Genomic DNA, 22,161 nt, shown 5'->3' on the forward strand with positions numbered 1-22,161 from the left:
CGCGTAACCGGCCGCGCGATCGAGGCCGTTCGCGAGCCGGCTCGAAGCGCTCACGAGCCCGAAGCCGCGTCGTCCGGCGCCGAGCGCCTCGGCGCGTGACCGGCGCCCGCAGCCGGCGCACGCTCGCGCATGAGGCGTCCGAGCGTGGTTCGATCCGCGGGCGCGAGCGGCGCGTGCTCGAGCAGGTCGGGTCGGCGCTCGAGCGTGCGGCGCAGGCTCTCCTCGCGGCGCGCCTTCGCGATGTTGCCATGATGCCCGGACAGCAGCACCTCGGGCACCTTCCAACCTCGGTACTCGGCCGGGCGCGTGTAGTAGCCGCAGTCGAGGAGCCCGGAATGGAACGAGTCGGTCTCGACGCTGTCGAACGCGCCGACCACTCCGGGGAGCAACCGCGCGATCGCATCGACCACGCACAGCGCCGCGGGCTCGCCGCCCGACAGCACGAAGTCCCCGATCGAGATCTCCTCGTCGATCAGGTGCTCGCTCACGCGCTCATCGATCGCCTTGTAGCGCCCGCTCAGCAGCACCAGGTGTTCGAGCCCCGCGAACTCGATCGCCTGCGCCTGGGTGAAGCGCGTGCCCTGAGGTGAGAACATCGCCACGCGGGTGCCGGCCGGACGGGCGCCGCGCTCGCCGATCGGGAGCGCGGCGAGCGCCCGGTCGATCGGCTCGACCTTCATGATCATTCCCGCACCGCCCCCGAACGGATAGTCGTCGGTCGAGCGGTGCGAGTCCTCGGTGAAGTCGCGCAGATTGACGACGTTCACTTCGAGATGCCGCTTCTCGAGCGCCACGCGGATCATGCCGTCCGCGAACGCGGCCGCGAAATAATCGGGGAAGATGGTGAGCAGCGTGATCTTCATGGCGTCCTTGCAGGCCGATGGATTCCCGGCCCCGGGTCAGATCTCGAGCAGCCCCTCGGGCAGCGCGACCACGATGCGCCTGGCGTCGAGATCCACGCGGCGAACGAACGCCTCGACCGCCGGGATCAGCGCCTCGGCGCCGTTCTCGCGACTCACTCGATACAGCGGGTGCGCGGCAGTCTGCACCACGTCGAGCAACGTGCCGATGCGGGCGCCCGCTTCGTCGACGATCTCGCAGCCGACCAGATGGTACTCGTATGCGGTATCGGGCCCCGGATCGGGCAGTCGCGCGGGATCGACCCACAGCTCCCCGAGCGTCAGCGCCGAGGCTTTCTCACGGCTGCCGATCCCTTCAAAGGTCAGCAGCATGCGATCGTGCGCCGCACGCGCGTCCCGCAGCTTGAGCTCGCGGGTCGCGCCACGATTGCTGCGCCACGTGAAAGTCTCGATCGCCCGCAGCTCATCGGGCGTGAACTTCATGGTCTGCAGGATGATCTCGCCGTTCAGACCGTGCGGCCGACCCAGGCGGCCGACGCGAACCGGTCCAGGCTCGGGCATCGGGCGGCTCAGTCGGCGATCTCCAGGTTGGCGTCGCGATCGATACGCGCCGCTGCCGCGTCGAGCGCCAACCGCAGTGCGCGCACCGTGCGCCCCTGCTTGCCGATCACGTGCGGTCGATCGCTGTCGCTGCAGTGGAGTTCGAACTGAGTCTCCTGCCCGGCTTCGAGAATCTCGACCCGGACATCGTCGGGATGATCGACCAGCCCGCGCGTCATGTGCACCACCAGCTCGCGCAGCTTCTCGTCCTGCTCGTCGGGCTCGCGGTTTACGCGCGGCTTGGGTGCGCCGATGACGGTGCGCTCGGAACGGGCGACTGGCTCGGCACGGATGATAGTCGCAGCCCCGTCAACAGGAAGATCACCAACCACGCGCCCGACAGGAGGAGCGTTGCCGGAGCCTGGTTGAGCCGCTGAGCCACGAGTGCGCTTGCGCAGAGTGCGGCCCCAACGAGCCACAGGAGCATCACGGTTCGAATCGGACATTTGAGAAGCCTCGCGAGGCGATGGTTGCTGTGATCTTTACCGCCCTGCTGCACGGGACGTCCCTCGCGCACGCGGTTGATCACGACGAAGATCAGGTCGAAGGCCGGGTAGAGCAGCATGATCAAGGGTCCCATGCGCCCCCAGCCCGGCGGCAAGCCCGCTACCGCGAGCATCGCGGAAGCGCCGAGACTATAGCCGAGAAGCAGGCTCCCCGCGTCCCCGAGGAAGGTGCGAGCCCGCGGGAAGTTGAAGGGCAGGAACCCCGCACAGGCGCCGGCCAGTGCGAACTGGGCGGCGGCGAGGCCCGGCGCTCCGCGCTGCAGCGAACCCCACGCAAACCCGAGCATCAGCACGGCCGTGAGGCCGGCGATCATCCCGTTCATGTTGTCGAGGAAATTGACTGCGTTCATGAGCGCGACGACCAGGAATACCGTGACCACCGCCTCGGTCGGCCCAGGCCAGCCGAGGTCCGGCACCACGCCGGCCAGGATCAAGCACGAGGCCGCGAGCACCTGACCGAGCAGCTTGAGCCTCACTCCCATGCCGAATCGGTCGTCCCATAATCCCCACACCAGCGCGATCGCAGCACCCGACACCAGCGCCAGCACCTCGTCGTGCGATTGTGACGCTGCGAGCCCGAGCCTTGCGATCGCGATCCACCACGCCGCCAACGCGCTTGCAAACACGACCACACCGCCGAGCAGTGCGGTCGCCGCGGTGTGGAGCTTGCGAGCTTCGGGATGGTCGAGGAATCCTATCGCCCACGCGAGGCGAACGGAGAGCGGTGTGAAGGCGAGCGCCAGCACGCACGCCATCACGAACGCGATCAGGGGCATGGGTTGGACTCGCCTACGACGCGAGGGGGGGGGGGAATTCAGTCGCGAGCGACGCCCGCCGGCAACGGCAGAGAGAGCCGCTCGCAGAGGTCGCGAATCGTCATGTCCAGCAGGCGGTCGAGCGAGATCTCGGCGCGATAACCGACCGCCGCGCCGATCTTCCGCAGATCCGGCACGCGGCGACGCATGTCCTCGAACGAACGGCCGTACACTGCCTCGTATTCCACGAACTCGATCGCCGACTCGCTCCCGCACTTGGAGCGGATGCGCTCGGCGAGCCCCAGCACCGTGACTTCCTCGTCGGTGCCGATGTTGTAGATCTCGCCGTGCGACTCGGGTCGCTCGACCAGCAGCAGCACGCCGCGCACCACGTCGAACACCGCCGAGAAACAGCGCGACTGCTGGCCGTCGCCGTACACCAGAATCGGCCGACCACTCAGGGCACGCTCCACCATGTTCGGGATCACCATGCCGTAGGCACCGGTCTGGCGCGGCCCGCAGGTATTGAAGCAGCGCACCACCGTGACCGGCAGTTGCTTCTGCTGCCAGTACGCCTGCGCCAGGCATTCGTCGACGGTCTTGCCGACTGCGTAGGACCAGCGCAGCTTATGCGTCGGCCCGAGCACTCGATCGTCGTCCTCGGAGAACGGAACCGACATGCCCTTGCCGTACACCTCGCTGCTCGAGAACAGAATGATCCGGCGCTGATGTTCCGTACAGGCCTCGAGCACCACCTCGGATCCGCGAATGTTCGTGATCAACGAGCGCAGTGGATTCTCGAGCACATACTTGACGCCGACCGCCGCCGCGAGGTGGTAGACGCGATCGCTCTGCGCCACCAGACCCTTCACCAGCGAGACGTCGGTGACGTCACCTTCGAGGAAACGGAAGTTCGAATGGCGTTCGAAGCTGCGCAGATTCTCGACCCGACCGGTCGAGAGATCGTCGAGCGCCCAGACTTCGTGTCCGCGCTCGAGCAGTGCCTCGCAGAGATGGGAGCCGATGAAGCCGGCGCCACCCGTGACCAGTGACCTCATGCGAATCCCTCGTTCCGTGAGTGGATGTGATCGCACGACGGCAAGAGGCATCCTCCTGGGAGCAGGGATGAGGAGAGCAGGACCGGCGGCACGGATGCCGACCGGAAAAGGTAGTAACTGGAAGGGGTTCCGTCAATGGGAACCCTCCGTGACTAGCCTCCGCCGCGGAATGTACGGCAGATCGTCGTGCGTCTTGCGGCGCTAGTTGCGAACCGCATCAACGGCGATGAGCAGCGTGGCGACCTGAGCCGCCACCATCAGAAAGGTCTGGAACTGTTGCCAGGCCGAAACGTCGGGTCGCTCCGGCACCCAGATGATGTCGCCCGGATCGAGCGCGGAGACGTTCTTCGCGAGCAGCGTCTGACCGGTGACCGATCGCGTCACGCGCACCCGGCTTCGCCAGGCTCGGTCCGTGAATCCGCCCGCCTCGCTCACGTAGTCCTCGGCGCGACGGCCGCGACTGAACTCGACGATTCCCGGGCGCCTCACTTCACCATCGACGCGGATCGACGAGACGAGGCGCTCGACGCGCACCACGTCGCCGTCACGGAGCAGCAGGTCCAGCTGAGTCCGATTGCTCTGCAACCGCGCCCAGTCGACCCGGAACTCCTCTTTGAGGCTGGCGAGTCGGGTGCGCAGGACTTCGTACTCGGTGTTGGTGAGGTCGTTTCTCGACAGCCTCAGCAGGCGATCCAGCTCGGGGTCGGGAGCACCCGTTCCGGTATTGCGCCGCTGCACTCGAATCGCCGACAGATTCGCGACCGGAAGGAACCCGCCGGCGGCCGCCACCAGATCGCTCAACCGATGCCGACCTTCCACGATCGGATAGACGCCCGGGCGCGCGACCTCCCCGACGACTTCGATCTGGTGTTGAAGGTGATACTGGGGAATGTAATAGACGAACAGGCGGTCTCCCTCCTGCAGCGGAGGGTTCTGCCGATTCGAGTACACGTCGTCGAGGCCGAACCACAGCGATTCGGGCTGGAACGGTTTCGAGAAACGGATCAGCAGCGCGCGCTCCGCATCGGCCGCCGGGAGCGGGTCACCCGCAAGTTTGAAGAGCGTCAGCAGACTGTCGATCGCTCCGAGCTCGATGCGTCCGGGCCGCGCGAACGCGCCTGCCGCGTAGACGAAGTCGGTTGCGACGGGCACCTGCAGGATGTCGCCGTCACGCAGATACGGGTTCCGCGTATTGAGCCCGAGTCGATTGAACAGCTCGAGATCGGCCTCTTCGCGCGTGCCATCGCGATGACGCACTTCGATGCGGCGGCGCGAGCCGTCGTCGGCCAGCTGGCCCGCGGTCAGCACGTCGGCGACGCGACTGGTGGCGAGAGTCACCAGCGGGCCCGGAACCCGCACCCGGCCGGAGAGATAGACGCGAAAGCTGCGCGGCTGGACGAGTCGGAGGTCCATCTGCACGTCTCGGAACTCGCGGCGCATGCGGCGAAAGACGTCCTCGCGTACGTTCGCGAGCGTGCGTCCATCGACGTCGAGCGTGCCGATGCCGGGCAACAACACCTGACCCTCGGGCCCGACATCGAGCACCAGCGAGCGCGACACCTTGCCCCACATCAGCAGCTGCAACACGTCGCCGGGTCCCACGCGGTACAACTCGGCATCGATCGAGCCCGCCAGGCCCAAGGCTGCATTCGGAACCGGCAACATGCCACGAGCAAGATCTTCGGTGAGCCCGGGAGGCCCGGTTCGAAACGTCGAGGATCGATCGAAGCCTGACGTGGAAGGCGTCGAGCCCGGATCCGATCCAGGCGCGCTGCCCGACCCGAATCCTCCCATCGAGCCGCCCTCGCCCTGTGCGCGTGCCGGGATCGCAAACAGCGCAGCCACCACGACCCACAGCAGCGCGACCCGTGCGATGCGAACGTCCGCGCGACTCATTCGACGACCTCCTTGAGCACCTTCCGGTGACCGTACATGCGTTCGTAGTAGGCGCGAAACTCGCCGTTCTTGATCGGACGCCACCACGACTCGTTCGCCGCGTACCACTCGACCGTCTCGCGAATCCCGTCGTCGAACGAGATCGTCGGCTTCCAGCCGGTGGCGCGGGTGAATTTGGTGGAATCCACGGCGTAGCGACGATCGTGGCCGGGGCGATCCTCCACGTGGCGGATCAGCGTACGCGGTTTGTCGAGCAATCGCAGGATCGTGTCCGTGATCGTGAGCACGTCGAGCTCGTGCTGGGCGCCGATGTTGAACGTCTCGCCGTCGATGCCGTCCTGGAGCAGGCAGGTCACGAGCGCCGCGCAATGGTCCTCGACGTGGAGCCAGTCGCGACGGTTGAGCCCGCTGCCGTAGACCGGAAGCGGCTGCCCCTCGATTGCATTCGTGACGAACAGCGGCACCAGTTTCTCGGGGTACTGTCGTGGCCCGTAGTTGTTCGAGCATCGTGTCACCACCACGGGCAGCCCATACGTGCAGAAGTAGGCGTACGCGAGCCGATCTCCGCCGGCCTTGCTCGCCGCGTAGGGGCTGCGCGGATTGAGCGGCCAGTCCTCGGTCGAGTGCCCATCGAGTACTTCGCCGTAGACTTCGTCGGTCGAGACCTGGACGAAGCGCCTCACGCCGACTTTGCGTGCCTCCTCGGCCAGCACGAACACGCCGTGCACGTCGGTACGAATGAACTCGCCTGCGGCTTCGATCGACCGGTCGACGTGCGACTCGGCCGCGAAGTTGATGACGTAGTCGCACCGTGCCATGGCGCCCGCGACGTCCGCTGCTTCCCGGATGTCGCCGTGTACGAACGTGATCGAAGCTTCCGGCAGGCCGGACAGATTTTCACGGCGGCCGGCGTACGTCAGTGCGTCGAGCACCACGAGATGAGTGCGAGAAAAACGCTCGAGCACGTGGCGGACGAAATTCGAACCGATGAAGCCCGCGCCGCCCGTCACCAGAACGCGCGCGCCATCGAGGGTATTCATCGCCGCACCATCGGCCGCGCGCCGTGAGGCGATGTCATCTTCAGCTCTCCGAGCCCGGTAACGCGATCCCGAACCACGCCCGCTCACCCATCCTTGCGACTCCAGTCGTAAGGAATGCTCGGGTCATGCGGGGCCACGCGGTGCTCGTCCGGCTGCTCGTACACGTAGTGCTCGGTCGGCGTATTGATCAGGTAGGCGGCCTCGGTTCCGATCCCCTTCATGCCGTGTAGCACCAGCGGGGGGATCACGAGCAGAATGGGGTTCTGCTCGCCCATGAAGAACTCGTTGATCTCGCCCTTGGTGGCACTGCCCTCGCGCGAATCGTAGAGCACGACCTTCGCCATGCCCTTCACGAACACGAAGTGATCGGTCTGCTTGCGATGGTAGTGCCAGCCCTTGACGACGCCGGGGTACACCACCGAGAGATACACTTGGCCGAACTTCTGAAAGAACTCGTCGTCGTCGCGCATCATCTCCATGAGCAGACCGCGCTCGTCGGGGATGACCTTGAGCTTCTTGACCTTCACGCCGTCGATCATGGTCGGTTCATCCCTTCGCGCGTCCCGTGGACTTCTCGAGCTTCGGACGTCCGCGCCCCACGCCCACGTGCAGCATGCCGGCCGACTCGACTTCGTCGCGGTCGTAGATGTTGCGGAAGTCGCAGATCACCGGTTTCTTGAGCAGTCGTTTCAGCTTCTTCAAGTCGAGGTTCCGGAACTCGTTCCACTCGGTGACGATCACGAGTGCGTCGGCCCCGCGCGCGGCCTCGTAGGCATCTTCCTTCAGCTCGACGCCGCGCAGCTCCGGAAGCCGTGCAGCCCCCGGCATCGCGATCGGATCGAACGCCTGCACCTTGTAGCCGCGACGCTTGAGCCCCGCAATGATCGTGAGCGCGGGTGCGGCACGCAGATCGTCGGTGTTCGGCTTGAACGCGAGCCCCAGCACGCCGACTCGCTTGCCGCGCGGTGAGCCGGTCGCCTTGACGACCTTCTCGACCATGCGCTTCATCTGATTCTCGTTCGCTTCGATCGTCGCCTCGACGATACCGACGCGTGTCCCGGCCGCGCGCGCGAACGCCGCCAGTGCCATCGTGTCCTTCGGGAAGCACGAACCACCGTAGCCGGGACCGGCATGAAGGAACTTGCTGCCGATGCGGCGATCCATGCCGATGCCCTTCGCGACCATCTGCACGTCGGCGCCGAGCGCCTCGCACACGTTCGCGATCTCGTTGATGAACGAGATCTTGGTGGCGAGGAAGCAGTTCGCGGCGTACTTGATCAACTCGGCGGTCTCGAGCCGGGTCACGACCATCGGAGTCTCGATCAGGAACAACGGGTCGTGAATCTTGCGCAGGATCTCCTGGGCCTTCGGAGTCTCGGCTCCGATCACGACGCGGTCCGGGCGCATGAAGGTCTCGATCGCGGAACCCTCGCGCAGGAACTCGGGATTCGACGCCACGTCGAACTGCGCTCCGCGCTTCGCGAACTTGCGCATGTAGCTCTGCAGGTGGCGTGCAGTTCCGACCGGCGCGGTGCTCTTCTGCACGATCAACTTGTAGCCGTCCAGATTGCGCGCCACCGTCTTCGCGACCGCGTAGATCGCGCTCGTATCGGCACTGCCATCCTTGAGCGGCGGGGTGCCGACCGTGATGAACACCACGTGCGCGCCCTTGAGTGCCCCGACCAGGTCGCTCGAGAACTTGAGGCGGCCTTCCTTCACGTTGCGCTCGACCAGATCGGGCAATCCGGGCTCGTAGAACGGAAGCTGCAGCGCTTTCATGCGCTCGATCTTCGCCGGATCGGCGTCGACGCACGTGATGGTGTTGCCGAAGTCGGCCAGACAGGCGCCGGTCACGAGACCGACGTAGCCGGTACCTACGACGGTGATGTTGTACACGGGAGGCCTTTCCGCAGGGTCGCGTCGAAGAGGGGAACGCCATGGAACGAGCGCAGGTTCGTCACAAAGGGTCCAGAGGGTAGAGATCGGACACGCTCCGGTCAAAGGGTGCCCATCGTTTGGCCCCAGCGGTGCGATCGGCGAACATGCGCCGCATGATCTCGCTCCCACGCCGCGCGGTTCACGCCTATCGCGACGTGCGCATTCGGCTGCTGGGAAAGGCGCCTTCGTGGCGCCGCGTGAGTCGCGATCTGGAAATGCAGATCGATCCCTCCGACTGGATGGATCGCGCGTTCTACCTCGGCACCTATGATCCCGCGCTGTTGTGGCTGGTTCGGCGCGTGGTGCGGCCCGGCCACCACGCCCTCGACGTCGGTGCGCAGAAGGGCTTCGTGTCGCTTCATCTGGCGCGCGCGGTGGGAGCCGCGGGACGGGTGCTGGCGTTCGAGCCCGACCCGCGCATGCACGCGCAGCTCGAACGCCATCGAGATCGCAATCGGCTCGGCTGGCTCGACATCGAGCCGCTCGCGCTGGGACGCGAATCCGCCACCTCGAGCTTCGCGCTCTCGAGGGTCGCCGGCTGGTCGAGCCTGTTTCCGAATCCCGAAGCGCTCTCGGCGATGAGCGAGCGAGTCGAGATCCCGGTCCGCAGTCTCGACGAACTGGTGCGGACCGCGGCGGTGCGACTGGACCCGCGGAGGCTCTCGTTCGTGAAGATCGACGTGGAGGGTGCCGAGCCGCTGGCACTCCAGGGCATGCGCGAAACGCTGGCGACCGCCGACGCGACGTTGTGGGTCGAGGTGAATCGCGCCTCGCTCGCAGCAGCGGGATCCACACCGGGTTCGATCTCCGAAGCGCTCGAGTCCGCCGGCTATCGTGCGCTGCTGCCGAGGTTCTCGCGACGCCTCGGGCTGCCGCACGTCACGCTCGAGCCGTTGCGGTCGCTCGACGACGTGCCTCACGAAGTCTTCGATGTGGTCGGGCAACGCGCCTCGAGCCCGCCGCTCGTTCGGTCGGGTCGCTAAGCCACGATGCGCGACCCATTTCGTTCGAACAGCTTTCGTGCGGGCAGCATCGGCCGCGACACCGCCTGGTCGTTCGCTTACGGCGCAATCGTTCGCGCCGGCACCATGGGCCTCTCGGTGGTGGTGGCGCGCCTCGCGGGGCCCGCGGCAGCGGGTGCGTTCGGAACCGCACTGCAACTCACCGCACTCGGTTCCATGGCGGCGACGCTCAATCTGCCCCAGGGCCTCGCCAAGCGCCTTGCCGAAGGCGACGAGCCACCGCAGCGCCGCGCCCTGCTCGTCGCTTCCGGCGGCCTGGTGGTGTCGCTCGGACTCATCGTCTGCATCGCGCTGATGCTCGGAGCCCGCGAAATCGCGGCACGTGCGTATCTCGATGGTTCCCTGACGGGCGTGATCCTCCTCACCGGACCACTGGTGCTCGCAACCGCGAGCCAGCTGTGGGTGGAGGGCGCCCTGCAAGGCTCACGGCGATTCGGCTCACTCGCGAGGTGGGGAGCGGTGGTCGGTGTGGTCGATCTCGTGCTCGGCGTGCTGGCCGCACTCGGCGGAGTCGCCGCCGTGCTGGTGAGCCGCACCGTGATCCGTCTGGCGGCGGTCGCGTTCGCCACGTTTCGCTGGTTCGGTCGGGACCTCGCGCCTCGCGACTCACCGCCCCTCGCCCGCACCTCACCGGCGGGGACCGCGGCCGCGCGCGGACTCCTTCAGTTCGCGGGTCCGGCGTTCCTCTCCGCGGTGGTCGTGCTCGCCGGTCAGATGTTGTTGCGGGTCTTTCTGACCCGACGCTTCGGACTCGAGGAAACCGGCTTCTATCACGCCGCGGACAGCATCGGCCAGCTGCTCATGCTGGTTCCGACCGCGGCGGTGACGCCGTTGCTGCGTGCGGTCTCGAGCGTGCACGCGCGAGGCGACGTCGGATTCGAGGACCTGCTGGCGCGTGCACTCGAGCGCGTGGCTGGCTTCAACCTGGCACTCAGCCTCGCACTGATCGGATGCTCGCCATGGGTGGTCGTGATGCTCTATGGCGGCGCCTTTGCGGGAGCCCGCGACACCCTGGTCTCGCTCGGGGTCGCGTACGGCCTCTACGGACTCACCTCGATGTGGGGAGCGGCGCTGCTCGGGCGTGGTGAAGTCTGGGTCTCGCTGATCCTCAACGCCATCTGGACCGCGACGACGCTCGGCGCCTTCGCGCTGATTCCGGGCGGCGGCGCGGGCGCCGCAGCGTGGAGTGTGTTGATCGGATACGCGGTGTCGCTCACGACCTGCGTCCTCTGGCTCCCTGCGAGGTGGCGAATCGGCACCCGGCGCGTGCTGTTGCCCACCGCGGTCGGGGTGGCAGCGCTTTCGCTCGCGGCGTGGCTCACGCGCGCGCAGTGGATTCCGCCGATCGTCGCCGCACTGTTGTGCCTGGGGGTCGGGGCGGCCATTTTTCATCGCTGGGGACTGTCGTCGTTCGCGCGCGAGCCGGGCGAGCCCGCTGCGAGGCCCGAGTGACGGCGTGGCGATGAGCCGCTTGATTCTGTTCGTCACCGAGCAGGTGAAGCCGGGCGGCAAGCTCTCCCACGTGGAGGCACTGTCCGCCGGACTCGAGCATCACGGCTGGACGACCGAGCGGCTCGATTGGAATGCCTTGTCGTTCGTCGAGAAGGCGTTGGTCGCGGGGCCGATGCGATTGCTCGATTCGATGCAGCGCGGGCTCGGTCAGCGCTGGTCGCTGCCGGCGCTCAATCAGCGCTTCGCCGCGCATCTGCGAATTCGATTGTCGCGCCGGGGCGTCACCGACATCGTGCACGTTCAGGAACCGCTCACCTTTCGCGCCGCCGCGGGGGCCGCGCGCGGCATTCCGATCGCGCTCACCGTGCACGGCCCGGTGCATCGCGAGGTGGCGAGTGCCTGGAATCTCGCGCTCGATCACCCGGTCGTTCGATGGCTGCGCGAGATCGAGCGACGCGCGTATCTCGAAGCGGCGGCGGTCATCGCCGTTGACCAGGCCCATCTGGAGTACGTGCGCGAGTTCGGTCGCGAGCATGACGTGTGGTCGATCCCGAATTTCGTCGACACACGACGCTTCCACCCCGCGGTTTCGCCCGAGCGCTTTCCCGACGAGGTCGAGCAGTGGATCGCGGGTCGACCGGTGGTGCTGTGCCCACGCCGCCTGGTGCCCAAGAACGGCGTCGCGGTGGCGATTCGTGCCGGCGCGGAGATCGCCTCACGCGGGTTGCCGGTCGCGGTGGTGATCGTCGGCGACGGGCCTCAGCGTAGCGAGCTCGAGCAGCTGGCCGCCGAGCCGCTCCATGCACCGCACAGCCGTTTGATCGGCGAAGCGGGATTGGAGCGGATGCCCGGCTGGATCCGACGTTCCGACGTCGTGGTCGTGCCTTCGGTGCCGAGCAAGGGGGTCGAGGAGGCGACTTCGATTTCCGCGATCGAAGCGCAGGCGTGTGGCCGACCGGTGGTCGCGTCGGCGATCGGCGGGCTGCGCGAGATCATCCGCGACGGCGAGACCGGACTTCTGGTGCCGGCAGGCTCGGCGCCCGCACTCGCTGAAGCCGTACTGCGAGCGTTGAGAGAGCCCGGGCTCGCCACTCGACTCGAGACTGCTGCCGCCCTCGAAGTGACGTCGCTGCGGTCGCACGAAGCGGGAGCCGCACGCTATGTCGAGGTGTACGAGACCCTTCGCGATCGAGAGTCGCGCTGACCCGGACGGTCGCTCGCGCGCAGCGCGGTCGGCCGTCTCGTCCGCCGGTTCAGCTCGAGGCGAGCGCCGCGCGATGTTCCGCGATCATCTCGGCGACGGTGCGATCGAGGGGGATCTCGGCACGCCAGCCGACTTCGCGTTCGATTCGGGTCGGATCTCCGACCAGATACGGCACGTCGGCGGGGCGCAGCCGCTCGGAATCGACCTCGATGCGGGCTTCGACGCCGGACGCCGCGATCATGTGACGCAGCAGCTCCTCCAGCTGAGTCGCCTCGCCACGGCACACGTTGTAAGCCATCCCGGACGTTCCTCGATCGAGCAGCGCCACATAGGCGCCCACGACATCGCGAACGTCGGTGAAGTCTCGCGTCACCGCGAGGTTTCCGACCCGCAGGACCGGCTCGCGACGGCCCTCCTGAATCTGCGCGAGCTGATGAGCGAACGCGGACACCACGAACGCCGGCGTCTGACCCGGGCCGGTGTGCCCGAACGAGCGCGTGCGAACGACGTCGAGCCCCCAGCGCGCCCCCGCGACCTCGGCGGCCGCATCGGCCGCCGCTTTCGAAAACGCGTATGGGCTCGCGGGCTTGAACGACACGTCCTCGGCAACGCGCGAGCCCGCCGGCTGCGGGCCGTAGACGTCACCGGTACCGATCACCAGTAACCGGGCGCGCGGCACGAAATCCCGCACCGCCTCCAACAAAGTCCAGGTTCCGAGCATGTTGATCTCGAACGTCTCCGCGGGCGCCTCGAACGAGCGCGCGGTGCTGCTCTGCGCCGCCAAGTGCACGATCGAGTCGGGGCGCCACTCGGCGATGCCGGCTCTCACCGCGGCGACATCACGCAGATCGAACGCGGGTGCGTAGTTCGTCAGCAGCTGCTCTCGCGCCACTGCGAGGGGCGGCTCGCGGTCGGTGCCGGTTCCGAACACCTGTGCGCCGCGCGCGTGAAGGGCGCGCGCCAGGTGGTATCCCACGAACCCCGAGACACCCGTGACGAGGATGCGCTGCGGAGCGGTCAGCGCGAGCGCCAGTAGTCGAGCATGTCGCGCAGCGTCTGCTCGAACGGAATCGTGGGCTGCCAGCCGGTCGCCTTCACGAACTTCGTGTTGTCGCCGAGCAGGATCGGCACGTCGCTGGGGCGCAGACGTGCCGGGTCTTCGCGCACTTCGATCTTTGCCTTGGTGAGGCTGAGCAGATGATCGAGCAGCGCCCGGATCGTCCAAGCCTTGCCCGAGCAGATGTTGTAGGCCTCTCCCGGCTCACAGTGCTCGAGAGCCAGCCAGTAGGCGCGCACCATGTCGCGTACGTCGGTGAAGTCGCGTTGTGCCTCGAGGTTTCCGACGTGCAGAACCGGCTGCTTCTTCCCCTTCTCGATGTCGGCGATCTGCTTGGCGAAGTCGCTCGCGACGAACACCGGGCCGCGGCGCGGCCCCTCGTGGTTGAAACCGCGGGTGCGCACGCTGTCGACCTTGAACGACATCCAATACTGGTAGCCCAGCATGTCCTGCGCGACCTTGCTCACCGCGTAGGGCGACAGCGGTCGCAGCGGATTCGTCTCCTTGATCGGGACTTCGTCCGGAAACACCATGCCGTACTCCTCACTCGAGCAAGCGAGTTGGAACCGGCACTTGAGCCCCATGTGTCGCGCAGCTTCGAAGAGATTGACCTGCGCGAGCACGTTGGTGGTCAACGACTCGGTCGGAGCGATCCACGAGGTCGGCACGAACGACTGTGCCGCCAGATGGAACACCCACTCGGGGCGCACCCTCTCGAGCGTGTCGCGCGTCGAGGTCGCGTCGCGAAGATCGCATTCGAGCAGCGAGATCTTGTCTGCGAAGTGCTCGATGTTCTCGGTGCGGCTGCGCCACCGCTGAATTCCGAAGATCTCGCAGTCGCCTCGTTCGAGCATGTAGTCGACCAGGTGACTGCCGGCGAATCCGGTGACGCCAGTGACGAGAACGCGACGCATGCGAGCCTCCCGAACCATTCGTGCGCGCGGTGTCGCGCGCGAAGCGCGGTCACACTAGAGACCGTCGCCTCGACGGTCAATGCGCATCCGATCGGCCGCACTCTTGACCGTATCGAGCCGGTCCCCGACAGTCGGCGTCTTCCGTTTCCGTCGTCGGGGGAGGCATCTCATTGCCGTTACTCAGCATTCGACAGTTCGAAGTCGATCTTCGTTGTCCCGCATGTCGCGGTGCGCTCGCGTGGTCTTCGAGTTCAACCGGCGAACGGATTCCGAGCTGCTCAGGATCGTGCTCGCAATCGTTCGAGAATTCCGCGGGCATTCCGGTACTCGTCGACTTTCCGAACAGCATTCTCGACCGTGACGTCCTGCGGCGAACCGCGGCCGCGAGCGCGGTGCCGCGAGCGGTGACGCGCGGCCCCGCGACCTGGATTCGAAAGCTCTTCGCACGCCCGACTCCCACTTCGGGTCGGCTGGCGATTCAAATGCGCGAAACACTCCGAGCGGACGGGAGGCGCGCGCGTGTGCTCGTGATCGGTGGCGGTACCCGTGGTGGTGGCACCGATGCGATCTACGAAGCCCCCGACCTCGACGTGATCGCGTTCGACATCTACGCATCGCGTTGGTGTCAGTTCATCGCGGACGCGCACTCGATTCCGCTCGAGTCCCGCACCATCGACGCGGTCTGGGTCCAGGCGGTGCTCGAGCATGTACTCGATCCCTGGCAGGTCGTGGCGGAGATCGAGCGAGTGTTGCGCCCGAATGGGCTGGTCTACGCGGAGACACCTTTCCTGCAGCAGGTTCACGAAGGCGCCTACGACTTCACGCGCTTCACCGAGAGCGGGCAGCGCTGGCTCTTTCGGCGCTTCGAGCGACTCGACTCCGGCCTGATCGCGGGGCCTGGAATTCAGTTCGCCTGGTCGATCGAGCACCTGGTGCGCGCGCTGACACGTTCGAGAATGGTCGGCCGGCTCGCGCGCCTCGGCCTGTTCTGGGTCCAATGGCTCGACGGCGTCACGGGGCGTTCGCAGTCGCTCGATGGAGCCTCCTGCACGTACTTCTTCGGACGACTATCGGAACGCTCGATCTCGCCACGCGACATGGTCCGCCACTATGCGAACGTGCGTGCGAACTCGCCGAATCATCCGGACGAGACGGGGCCCCGTCGGTAGACCGCGCTCACACCGGCGGCGAGGCGTTCAGGCGAGAACAGCGTCCACGCCCGTTCGAGCCCACGCTCACCCATCTCGGCTGCCCCCACGGGGTCCATTCGGAGCCGCTCCAGCGGGTCGACGATTCGAGCCGCAAAGCTCGCCTCCGGCCGCAACGGAACGAGCACTCCCGTCACGCCGTCCTCGACCACCTCGACCAGGCTGCCGGCGGCACTCGCGACCACCGGAAGGCCCGCGCACATCGCCTCGAGCACCGCGATCCCGAACATCTCCGCACGCGATGCCGTGACGTAGACATGCGCGAGAGAGAGAAGCTCCGGCACCGAGGTTTCGGCGGGATGCCAGCGAATCCGACCCTCGAGTCCCAGCCGTGCACTCAAGGCCCGGAGCCCGGGCTCCAGCGTGCCGTGCCCGACGATGTCCAGCTCGAAGTCCACACCCCGCCGCTTCCACTCCGCCATCGCGGGCAGCAGCAGGTCGTAGCCCTTCTGCCAGTCGAATCGCCCCACGGTCGCGACGCGAAACGTCTCGTTGACCTCGCGGCGTGGGCTCGCGAGCGGAATCGCGCCCCGATCCGACATATGCGGGGTCGAGGCGTGAACCACACGGGTGCGCGCCGCGAATTCAGGCCACCGCGCCAGCAAATCCCGCCGCGTGGCGTCCGAGACCGTGATCAAGTCGTCCGCGCGGGACATCGCGAGGCGCTCGAGCGCGATCCAGACTTCGCGTTTCCAGCTCGGTGGCAGCGTCTGCCAGCGTAACTCGTGAACGGTGGCGACGAGCTGCGGGATCGCGGCGGCGCGCGCGGCGCGGCCTGCCCAGAACAATGCGCGTGGCCCGTGCGCATGGATCACGTCGAAGCGCCCGCGCCAGCGCTCCGCGAGCCGGCGGGCGGCCCCGAAGTCGAGCTTTCGCGAAGGTGCGCCGAGCTCCACGCGAATCCCCTTCGCTCTCGCCCGTTCGACCAGCGGCCCTTCTCCCGGAACGAAGAGCGTGGCCTCGACTCGAGCAGGGTCGAACGCGCCGAGCAAGGTGAGTAAGTACGACTCGACCCCCGTGGCTCCGGCAGTCGCGACGAGGTGTGCCACACGCACTGGCGCGACGACTCCCGATCCGGGCGCCGGCATCAGTGCCGGCTGCTTTCGGCCGCCGTACGGAGCAGAGCCGCGAGCCGTGGCGCGACCACGCGCAACGAATAGCGCTCCTCGACGGTGGTGCGCCCTGCATCGCCGAGCGCGTGACGATGCGTCCGATCCTGCAGCAGCTCGTCGATTGCGAGTTCGAATGCTTCGGGGCTCGCGGCCAGACGCCCGTTGGCGCCGTCCGCGAGGATCTCGGTGTGCACTCCGACCGGCGAGGCGACCGCCGCGAGTCCGAGCGAGAGATAGAGCAGCAGCTTGAGCCCGCACTTCCCTCGCGACCAGTCATCGTCGTCGAGCGGCGCCAGTCCGATGTCGCATGCGGCCGCCAGCTCGATCTCGGTCGCTGACGACCATCGATGCTCGAACACCCGCAGCTCCGGGGCTTCGAACCGCGCACCGATGACGTGGAGTTCGAGGCCGGGATGCTGGCGTGTGAGTCGCATCAGTGCGGGCCTGAGCGGGTCGAGGTAACGCACGGTCGAGCCGCTCCCGATCCACACCAGTCTCGGCGGTCCGGCGTTGCGCCGGCGAGGGGCCCAGGCATCGGTGTCGACGACGGTCGGAATCACTTCGACCTCCGCGGGATCACGCTCCGGCCGGCGCGAGCGTGCCCACGCGGCCAGCCACGCATTGCCCGCCGCGACACGGCTGGCGCCCGCCACCAGCTGGGAGTGCTGACAGCGCGGCTTGAGCCATGCAAAGTTCCGATTCGCGCGACTCACATTGGGAAGGAACACGGCGTCGTCGAAGTCGAACACCCAGCGCGGCTGAAGGCGCTCGAGCCGACTCGTGGCTCCCTCACCCAGGATCGGCCACAACTCGCGCTGGACCACGGCCACGTCATAGCGGCCTGCGGCTGCGAGCTGTCGCCAGCGGCGCATCAACGCCCGACCGAAGTCCACCGATTTGGCGAGCACTCGACCCGGCTCGTACAAGCGCGCAAACGCAGGCTCATCGAGCAGCGGCATGAGGTCGAGCTGCACGCCGAGCGATCGCAGCGCCGGCTGGAACTGCGAGATGCGATAGCGCGTCGAGGCTCCGGACGGAGGATACGGCGCGAACGCCACGACCTCGAGCATCAGGCGTGCTTCGGGGGAACCGCGAGATGTGCAGCACGCAGCAGAAGCGCACACCAGAACGCGAGTTGCGCGAGCGGGACCATGCCGACCAACCCGCTCGCCGTGAGATTGGTGACCAGTACCGCGACGACCAGCGGGGTGTGATAGCGGCTCATGTGGTAGGCCAATGAGGCGCTCGGAACGCGAGCACGGATCTGTGAACCGAGCTGAAACAGGCGACGCAGAACCACCAGGAACGCCACGAATCCGATGACCCCGGTTCCCGCCAGCACTTCGAGGAAGTAGTTCTCGGTACTCCCGAATACGATTCCGAGTCCGTTGTGCCGATCGGAGAAGTGCCGATAGCCGAGGTACCCGACGCCGAAGATCGGGTAGTCGAGGATCTGTCGCACCGCGGACTGCCAGTCCACGAATCGGATGTAGGCGGAGTAGGCCTCGAGCGAGCGCGGCTCGAAGCTGAGGGTTCGCCAGATGCGCCCCCAGTACTCGGAGGGCACCAACGGCACCGCGACGCCCACCAGCAGCAAGGTCGTCAGGAGTGGTCGCCATCCCGCTCGCCAGGAAACGATCAGGGTGAAGGTCAGCCAGGCCAGCAGCCCGCTGCGAGCCTGGGTGAGGACGAGGACGACCAGGATGAGACCGAGCACCCACAGCCCGCCGCTGGGTCGACGCGCCGCGCGCAGTGCAAGGGCGAGTCCCCACAGTTGAACCATCGCGCTCCCCGCCTCGTTCGGGCTCGCGATCGAGAGCGGAAGTTCATTCACGTACCAGGTGAGACCTGCGCGTTGGACCTCGCCACCGATCATTGCGATTCCGTTGACCAGTGCGAGCACGATCAGCGCTCCGAGCAGGACTGCGAGCGTGCGACGGACATCCCGCTCGGTCCGAAGCCAGATCACTGCCAGCGGAAATACCAGCAGGCCCTCGATGGCGCGAATCAGACTCGCTCCGGAGGCGAAGGCTCCGCCGGGAAATCCGAGCGCGACGGTGACGAAGAGCGACGCGGCCGCAATCAGCAGATAAACGACCGTCGCGCGAGAGAGTCGTTGCCCGGCGTTGCGAATCGCTTCGTGCACCGGCCCGGACTCTTCTCGCTCGCCCCTGGCGGCGGCTCGCGCACCGCTGCCGGCGTAGGTTCCGAGCAGCACCGGGGGCAACAGAAGATCGAATCCCGTGAGGCTTCCACCCTTGAACGCGGAAACGGCGAGCAGCAGCACGGACGAGCCCGCGAGCGCCAGAAATCCCAGATCGGGACGCGCGACCGCACCGACTCCCAGAATCACGCCGACGACCGCCACCAGGCGAGTGACGTTTTCCGCAGTGGGATCGCCGACCGCGAACGCAAAGACCAGGGCGAATACCACCGCGCCGCCGATCACCAGCGGATGCGAGAGCGCGCGATGCATCTCGCGACTCTCCGCGAACTGCTGCGCTGCGGTCGCGCCTGTGTGAAGCGAGCTCACCTCGCTCCTAGGCCACCGCGTCGTCGCGCTGCATGCGCAACCACGCCCACGCGAGCGCCAGCAGGGTGGCGAGACCCGATGCGGCCACGACGATCACTCCGCGCCGCGGTCGTGAACGCACGTCGGGCGGACGCGCGACATCCAGCACCGTGAGCGTCGGCGTGTCTCTCATTTCCTCGACTCTCGCATCCTCGTACTGAGCGGTGAGCAGCGTGAAGACGCGGCGCTGAATCTCGGCATTCAGAGCCAGCCGCGATCCCTCCTGCTTGAGGCTTGGCAGTTGAGCGAGTTGGCGTTCGTACGCTCCCATCTGCGCATCGATCTCTTTGAGAGACGGGCTGCCCGGCTGCGTAAAGCTCGAAAGATACGAGCGTCGTACCTGCAGATTCATGCGCTCGGCCATGACCGAAGCGATTGCACCGATCGCACCCGATTCGGTGCTGGCGACCATCTTGTTGCGCTTTTCGTACGAGGTGAGCGTCGACTCGGCCTGCATCATCTGGTGCTCGACGGCGGTGAGCCGGGTCTCGAGAAATCGCCGCGTGCGCTTGGCACGCGTATTCAACGCCTCTCGATTGAAGCGATCGAGCATCGCCACGAGATCGTTCACCATGTTCGCTGCACGCTTCGCGCTTCGGTCTTCCATGCGTACCGTGATCACACCCGCCTTGTTGATTCCGACCTCGAGGTGCTGCTCGAGGGCGCGGAGTGCGAAGTCCATGTGCTTCGCCTTGTAGGTGGTCTTGAGGTCGTACTTGGTGATCAGCTCCTCACGCAGCGTGCGACTCTTGAGGATCTCGGCCACCACGTCGGACGGAGTCTGCGTCGAGAAGATTCCGACCTGATTCAGCACCGACGCCTGGATCATCGAGGACATCATGCCGAAGCTGTTCGACCCGTCGGAAGGCGGCAGAATCGTGGACTCGGCGGCAAACCACGCCGGCAACAGCAGCGAAACCACGACCGCGGCCAGCGCGACGCCGCCGACGAACATTCCGATCGGGCCTTTGCGTCCCCACGCCGCGTGAAGAAACCGGCGACCTTCAGCGGGGAACAGCGCGAGCAGAGCGTTCACGCGGTCAATCCTCCGGTTCTGGGGCCGGCCCGGCGGCCGGCGGCGCATCGGAGACTCGAGAGACGTGCTCGACACGAATCGTCGATCCGAAGCCGCGTGACCCTACGGAGTTCGGCGCAGCAGGGTCAAGCCCAGCCCCGCCTCACGCCCGATCATCCGCGGCCGTGAGTCGCTCGTAGAGTTGCTCGAGCTGCGCCACCATCCGAGTCGACGAGAATTCATCGACTCGGGCCCGACCGGCAGCTCCCATGCGCTTCGCCTTCGTCGGGTCGTTCGCGATTTCGATCAGGCGCGCCGCCATCCCGGACGCATCGCCGACCTCGACGAGCCAGCCGGTTTCGCCTGACACGATCGCGTCGGGCGCGCCATCCACGCGGGTCGCGACAATCGGGAGCCCCGCCGCCATGGCCTGCGGGAACACGCGGGGCAGCCCCTCCCATCGCGAGCTCAGCGCGAACACATCGAATGCCCGCAGCAGTTCGGGAACGTCTCGACGCAGGCCGAGCAGATGCACGCGGTGCTCAAGTGATGCGCGCGCGGCCGCGGCCTCGAGTGCCGCTCGATGCGGCCCGTCACCGACGTAGACGAGATGGGCATCCGGCCGGGCGGCCGCCACACGTGTGAAGGCTGCGAACAGATCGAGCGGCGACTTCTGAGGGCTCAGGCGTCCGACGCATCCGATCACGAACGCGTCGAGATCGAGACCCAGCCTGGCTCGGATCTCCTCGCGAGCGATCGCCACATCCCGGAAGGCCTCGATCTCGATGCCCGAGCGAATCGTGACGTACTGCTCGGCGCGTCCGATGCCGAGCTCCAGACCCTCTTCGCGATCCGCTTCGGCCACGACCACGATCGACCGACACATGCTCGCGCACCAGCGTTCCAGCCGCTGATAGAGCTCCCGCTCGAGCGGATTCTGGCGCGGATGGAATCCCCAACCATGCACGGTGTGGACGACGGCGCGCACGCCGGCGCGACGTGCGGCGATGCGCCCGACGATTCCGGCTTTGGAAGAGTGCGTGTGCACGACGTCGAACGCCTGTTCGCGAATGAATCGGGCGAGTCGCGCGATCACCGACAGATCTTTGAATGGATGGGGTGCACGCACGAGATGCGGTTCGAGATGCATCGTGACGCCCCGCGCGCGGGTCTCGGTGTGAAGCTCCCCTTCGGAACCCGTCTCGGGACCGCACAGCAGAACACTCGGGAAGCGTTCGCGATCGATGAGCGCACAGGAGAGCATCGTGTTCTCCTGCGCTCCCCCCACGATCATCCGAGTGATGATGTGGAGCACTCGAACCGGGCGTTTCGCACCATTCATGGAGAGATCACCGCGATCTCGCGCCACCACAGCTCGAAGCACAGCGCGGCCCACAGCGGCCCCGATCGATCGCGACGCGCTCGATGCTCGTCGTGCCAGCGCTTGAGCACCTCGGTGCGGAACACGCCACTGCCCGGCGAGGCGAGCACGTCGCCGAGCAGCGAGTCGAGTGGGCCACGCAGCCAGTCCTCGATCGGCACCGAGAAGCCGTGCTTGCGCCGCGCGGCAAGGTCCTCGGGCAGCAGGCGGCGCGCGAGGGTTCGCAGTACGTGTTTCCCTTCGCCGTTCGGGCCGAAGCGACTCGAGAGCGGCAGCCCCGCCGCCCACCGCACCAGCGAGTCGTCGAGATACGGCACGCGGCCCTCGACCGAGGCGCCCATGGTGGCGCGATCCTCTTTGAGCAACAGGTCGTCGGGCAGATACCACAGATGGTCCGCGGCGAACGCGAGCCCCTCCCGGTCGCCGGGGTCGTAGCCCAGCTCGGCGTGCAGCTCGGCGAGCAGGGTCGCGGGCACCGCGCCGAGCGACGCCGGCTCGGTGAGCGCCTCCGACCAGCGCGACGGCGCCGCCGGTTCGAGCGTCGAGAGATAGGATGCGAGCGGCGTCGCTC

21 protein-coding genes are annotated in these 22,161 nt (G+C 67.0%); 4 read left to right on the forward strand and 17 right to left on the reverse strand.

Annotated elements, in window-relative coordinates; genetic code table 11:
• Positions 1 to 50: 50 nt before the first annotated feature.
• From trmD to HOP12_10170, 9 genes are all read right to left on the reverse strand, one after another.
• Positions 51 to 863, reverse strand: a complete 813-nt coding sequence (gene trmD / locus HOP12_10130; GenBank protein NOT34514.1) for a tRNA (guanosine(37)-N1)-methyltransferase TrmD — start codon at positions 861 to 863, stop codon at positions 51 to 53.
• 36 nt (positions 864 to 899) lie between these two features.
• A complete protein-coding gene (gene rimM / locus HOP12_10135) occupies positions 900 to 1,421 on the reverse strand; it encodes a 16S rRNA processing protein RimM (protein ID NOT34515.1) in 522 nt (173 codons plus the stop codon).
• Positions 1,422 to 1,429: 8 nt separating this feature from the next.
• Positions 1,430 to 1,639 carry a KH domain-containing protein gene (locus HOP12_10140; protein ID NOT34516.1) on the reverse strand — a complete coding sequence of 70 codons (210 nt, stop codon included), beginning with the start codon at positions 1,637 to 1,639 and terminating at the stop codon, positions 1,430 to 1,432.
• Positions 1,640 to 1,689: 50 nt separating this feature from the next.
• Positions 1,690 to 2,742: an undecaprenyl/decaprenyl-phosphate alpha-N-acetylglucosaminyl 1-phosphate transferase gene (locus HOP12_10145; GenBank protein NOT34517.1), complete on the reverse strand. Its 1,053-nt coding sequence runs from the start codon at positions 2,740 to 2,742 to the stop codon at positions 1,690 to 1,692.
• Positions 2,743 to 2,780: 38 nt separating this feature from the next.
• Positions 2,781 to 3,779 carry an NAD-dependent epimerase/dehydratase family protein gene (locus HOP12_10150; GenBank protein NOT34518.1) on the reverse strand — a complete coding sequence of 333 codons (999 nt, stop codon included), beginning with the start codon at positions 3,777 to 3,779 and terminating at the stop codon, positions 2,781 to 2,783.
• A 201-nt stretch (positions 3,780 to 3,980) separates the two neighbouring features.
• On the reverse strand, positions 3,981 to 5,675 hold the full coding sequence (locus HOP12_10155) for a hypothetical protein (protein ID NOT34519.1): 1,695 nt from the start codon (positions 5,673 to 5,675) through the stop codon (positions 3,981 to 3,983).
• Complete coding sequence (gene rfbB, locus HOP12_10160; protein ID NOT34520.1) at positions 5,672 to 6,715, reverse strand: dTDP-glucose 4,6-dehydratase; 1,044 nt, start codon at positions 6,713 to 6,715, stop codon at positions 5,672 to 5,674. The genes HOP12_10155 and rfbB overlap by 4 nt, the downstream gene beginning before the upstream one ends.
• An 83-nt stretch (positions 6,716 to 6,798) precedes the next feature.
• Positions 6,799 to 7,254: a dTDP-4-dehydrorhamnose 3,5-epimerase family protein gene (locus tag HOP12_10165; GenBank protein NOT34521.1), complete on the reverse strand. Its 456-nt coding sequence runs from the start codon at positions 7,252 to 7,254 to the stop codon at positions 6,799 to 6,801.
• 7 nt (positions 7,255 to 7,261) lie between these two features.
• Positions 7,262 to 8,611: a UDP-glucose/GDP-mannose dehydrogenase family protein gene (locus tag HOP12_10170; protein ID NOT34522.1), complete on the reverse strand. Its 1,350-nt coding sequence runs from the start codon at positions 8,609 to 8,611 to the stop codon at positions 7,262 to 7,264.
• Between the two features lie 146 nt (positions 8,612 to 8,757).
• Here HOP12_10170 and HOP12_10175 point away from each other — a divergent pair, with 146 nt between their 5' ends.
• From HOP12_10175 to HOP12_10185, 3 genes are read left to right on the forward strand one after another with little or no spacing between them, the layout of a single operon-like run.
• Entirely contained in the window at positions 8,758 to 9,636 is an 879-nt protein-coding gene (locus HOP12_10175; GenBank protein NOT34523.1) for an FkbM family methyltransferase, read from the forward strand.
• Positions 9,637 to 9,642: 6 nt separating this feature from the next.
• Positions 9,643 to 11,127 (forward strand): oligosaccharide flippase family protein, encoded by a 1,485-nt coding sequence (locus HOP12_10180; protein ID NOT34524.1) that lies wholly within the window; start codon positions 9,643 to 9,645, stop codon positions 11,125 to 11,127.
• Between the two features lie 10 nt (positions 11,128 to 11,137).
• Positions 11,138 to 12,331, forward strand: a complete 1,194-nt coding sequence (locus tag HOP12_10185; GenBank protein NOT34525.1) for a glycosyltransferase family 4 protein — start codon at positions 11,138 to 11,140, stop codon at positions 12,329 to 12,331.
• Between the two features lie 49 nt (positions 12,332 to 12,380).
• Here HOP12_10185 and HOP12_10190 read toward each other — a convergent pair whose 3' ends face one another.
• Together HOP12_10190 and HOP12_10195 are read right to left on the reverse strand one after the other, a co-directional pair.
• Positions 12,381 to 13,307 carry an NAD-dependent epimerase/dehydratase family protein gene (locus HOP12_10190; protein NOT34526.1) on the reverse strand — a complete coding sequence of 309 codons (927 nt, stop codon included), beginning with the start codon at positions 13,305 to 13,307 and terminating at the stop codon, positions 12,381 to 12,383.
• Positions 13,308 to 13,348: 41 nt separating this feature from the next.
• Positions 13,349 to 14,302, reverse strand: a complete 954-nt coding sequence (locus HOP12_10195; GenBank protein ID NOT34527.1) for a GDP-mannose 4,6-dehydratase — start codon at positions 14,300 to 14,302, stop codon at positions 13,349 to 13,351.
• 482 nt (positions 14,303 to 14,784) lie between these two features.
• Here HOP12_10195 and HOP12_10200 point away from each other — a divergent pair, with 482 nt between their 5' ends.
• Positions 14,785 to 15,471 (forward strand): class I SAM-dependent methyltransferase, encoded by a 687-nt coding sequence (locus HOP12_10200; GenBank protein NOT34528.1) that lies wholly within the window; start codon positions 14,785 to 14,787, stop codon positions 15,469 to 15,471.
• Here HOP12_10200 and HOP12_10205 read toward each other — a convergent pair.
• The 6 genes from HOP12_10205 to HOP12_10230 all read right to left on the reverse strand — a co-directional run.
• Positions 15,441 to 16,565, reverse strand: a complete 1,125-nt coding sequence (locus tag HOP12_10205; protein NOT34529.1) for a glycosyltransferase family 4 protein — start codon at positions 16,563 to 16,565, stop codon at positions 15,441 to 15,443. The genes HOP12_10200 and HOP12_10205 overlap by 31 nt on opposite strands.
• 32 nt (positions 16,566 to 16,597) lie before the next feature.
• Positions 16,598 to 17,692, reverse strand: coding sequence for a glycosyltransferase family 4 protein (locus HOP12_10210; protein NOT34530.1), 1,095 nt, complete (start codon positions 17,690 to 17,692; stop codon positions 16,598 to 16,600).
• The gene (locus HOP12_10215; GenBank protein ID NOT34531.1) at positions 17,692 to 19,098 is read right to left on the reverse strand and encodes an O-antigen ligase family protein; all 1,407 of its coding nucleotides are present in this window, start codon (positions 19,096 to 19,098) and stop codon (positions 17,692 to 17,694) included. The genes HOP12_10210 and HOP12_10215 overlap by 1 nt, the downstream gene beginning before the upstream one ends.
• 64 nt (positions 19,099 to 19,162) lie before the next feature.
• The gene (locus tag HOP12_10220; protein NOT34532.1) at positions 19,163 to 20,230 is read right to left on the reverse strand and encodes a hypothetical protein; all 1,068 of its coding nucleotides are present in this window, start codon (positions 20,228 to 20,230) and stop codon (positions 19,163 to 19,165) included.
• A 142-nt stretch (positions 20,231 to 20,372) separates the two neighbouring features.
• Positions 20,373 to 21,551 (reverse strand): glycosyltransferase family 4 protein, encoded by a 1,179-nt coding sequence (locus HOP12_10225; GenBank protein ID NOT34533.1) that lies wholly within the window; start codon positions 21,549 to 21,551, stop codon positions 20,373 to 20,375.
• On the reverse strand, positions 21,548 to 22,161 hold a 614-nt coding region (locus tag HOP12_10230; GenBank protein NOT34534.1), incomplete at its 5' end, for a hypothetical protein. The genes HOP12_10230 and HOP12_10225, both read right to left, overlap by 4 nt.

The organism is Candidatus Eisenbacteria bacterium, from assembly GCA_013140805.1.
Classification (GTDB): domain Bacteria; phylum Eisenbacteria; class RBG-16-71-46; order RBG-16-71-46; family RBG-16-71-46; genus JABFRW01.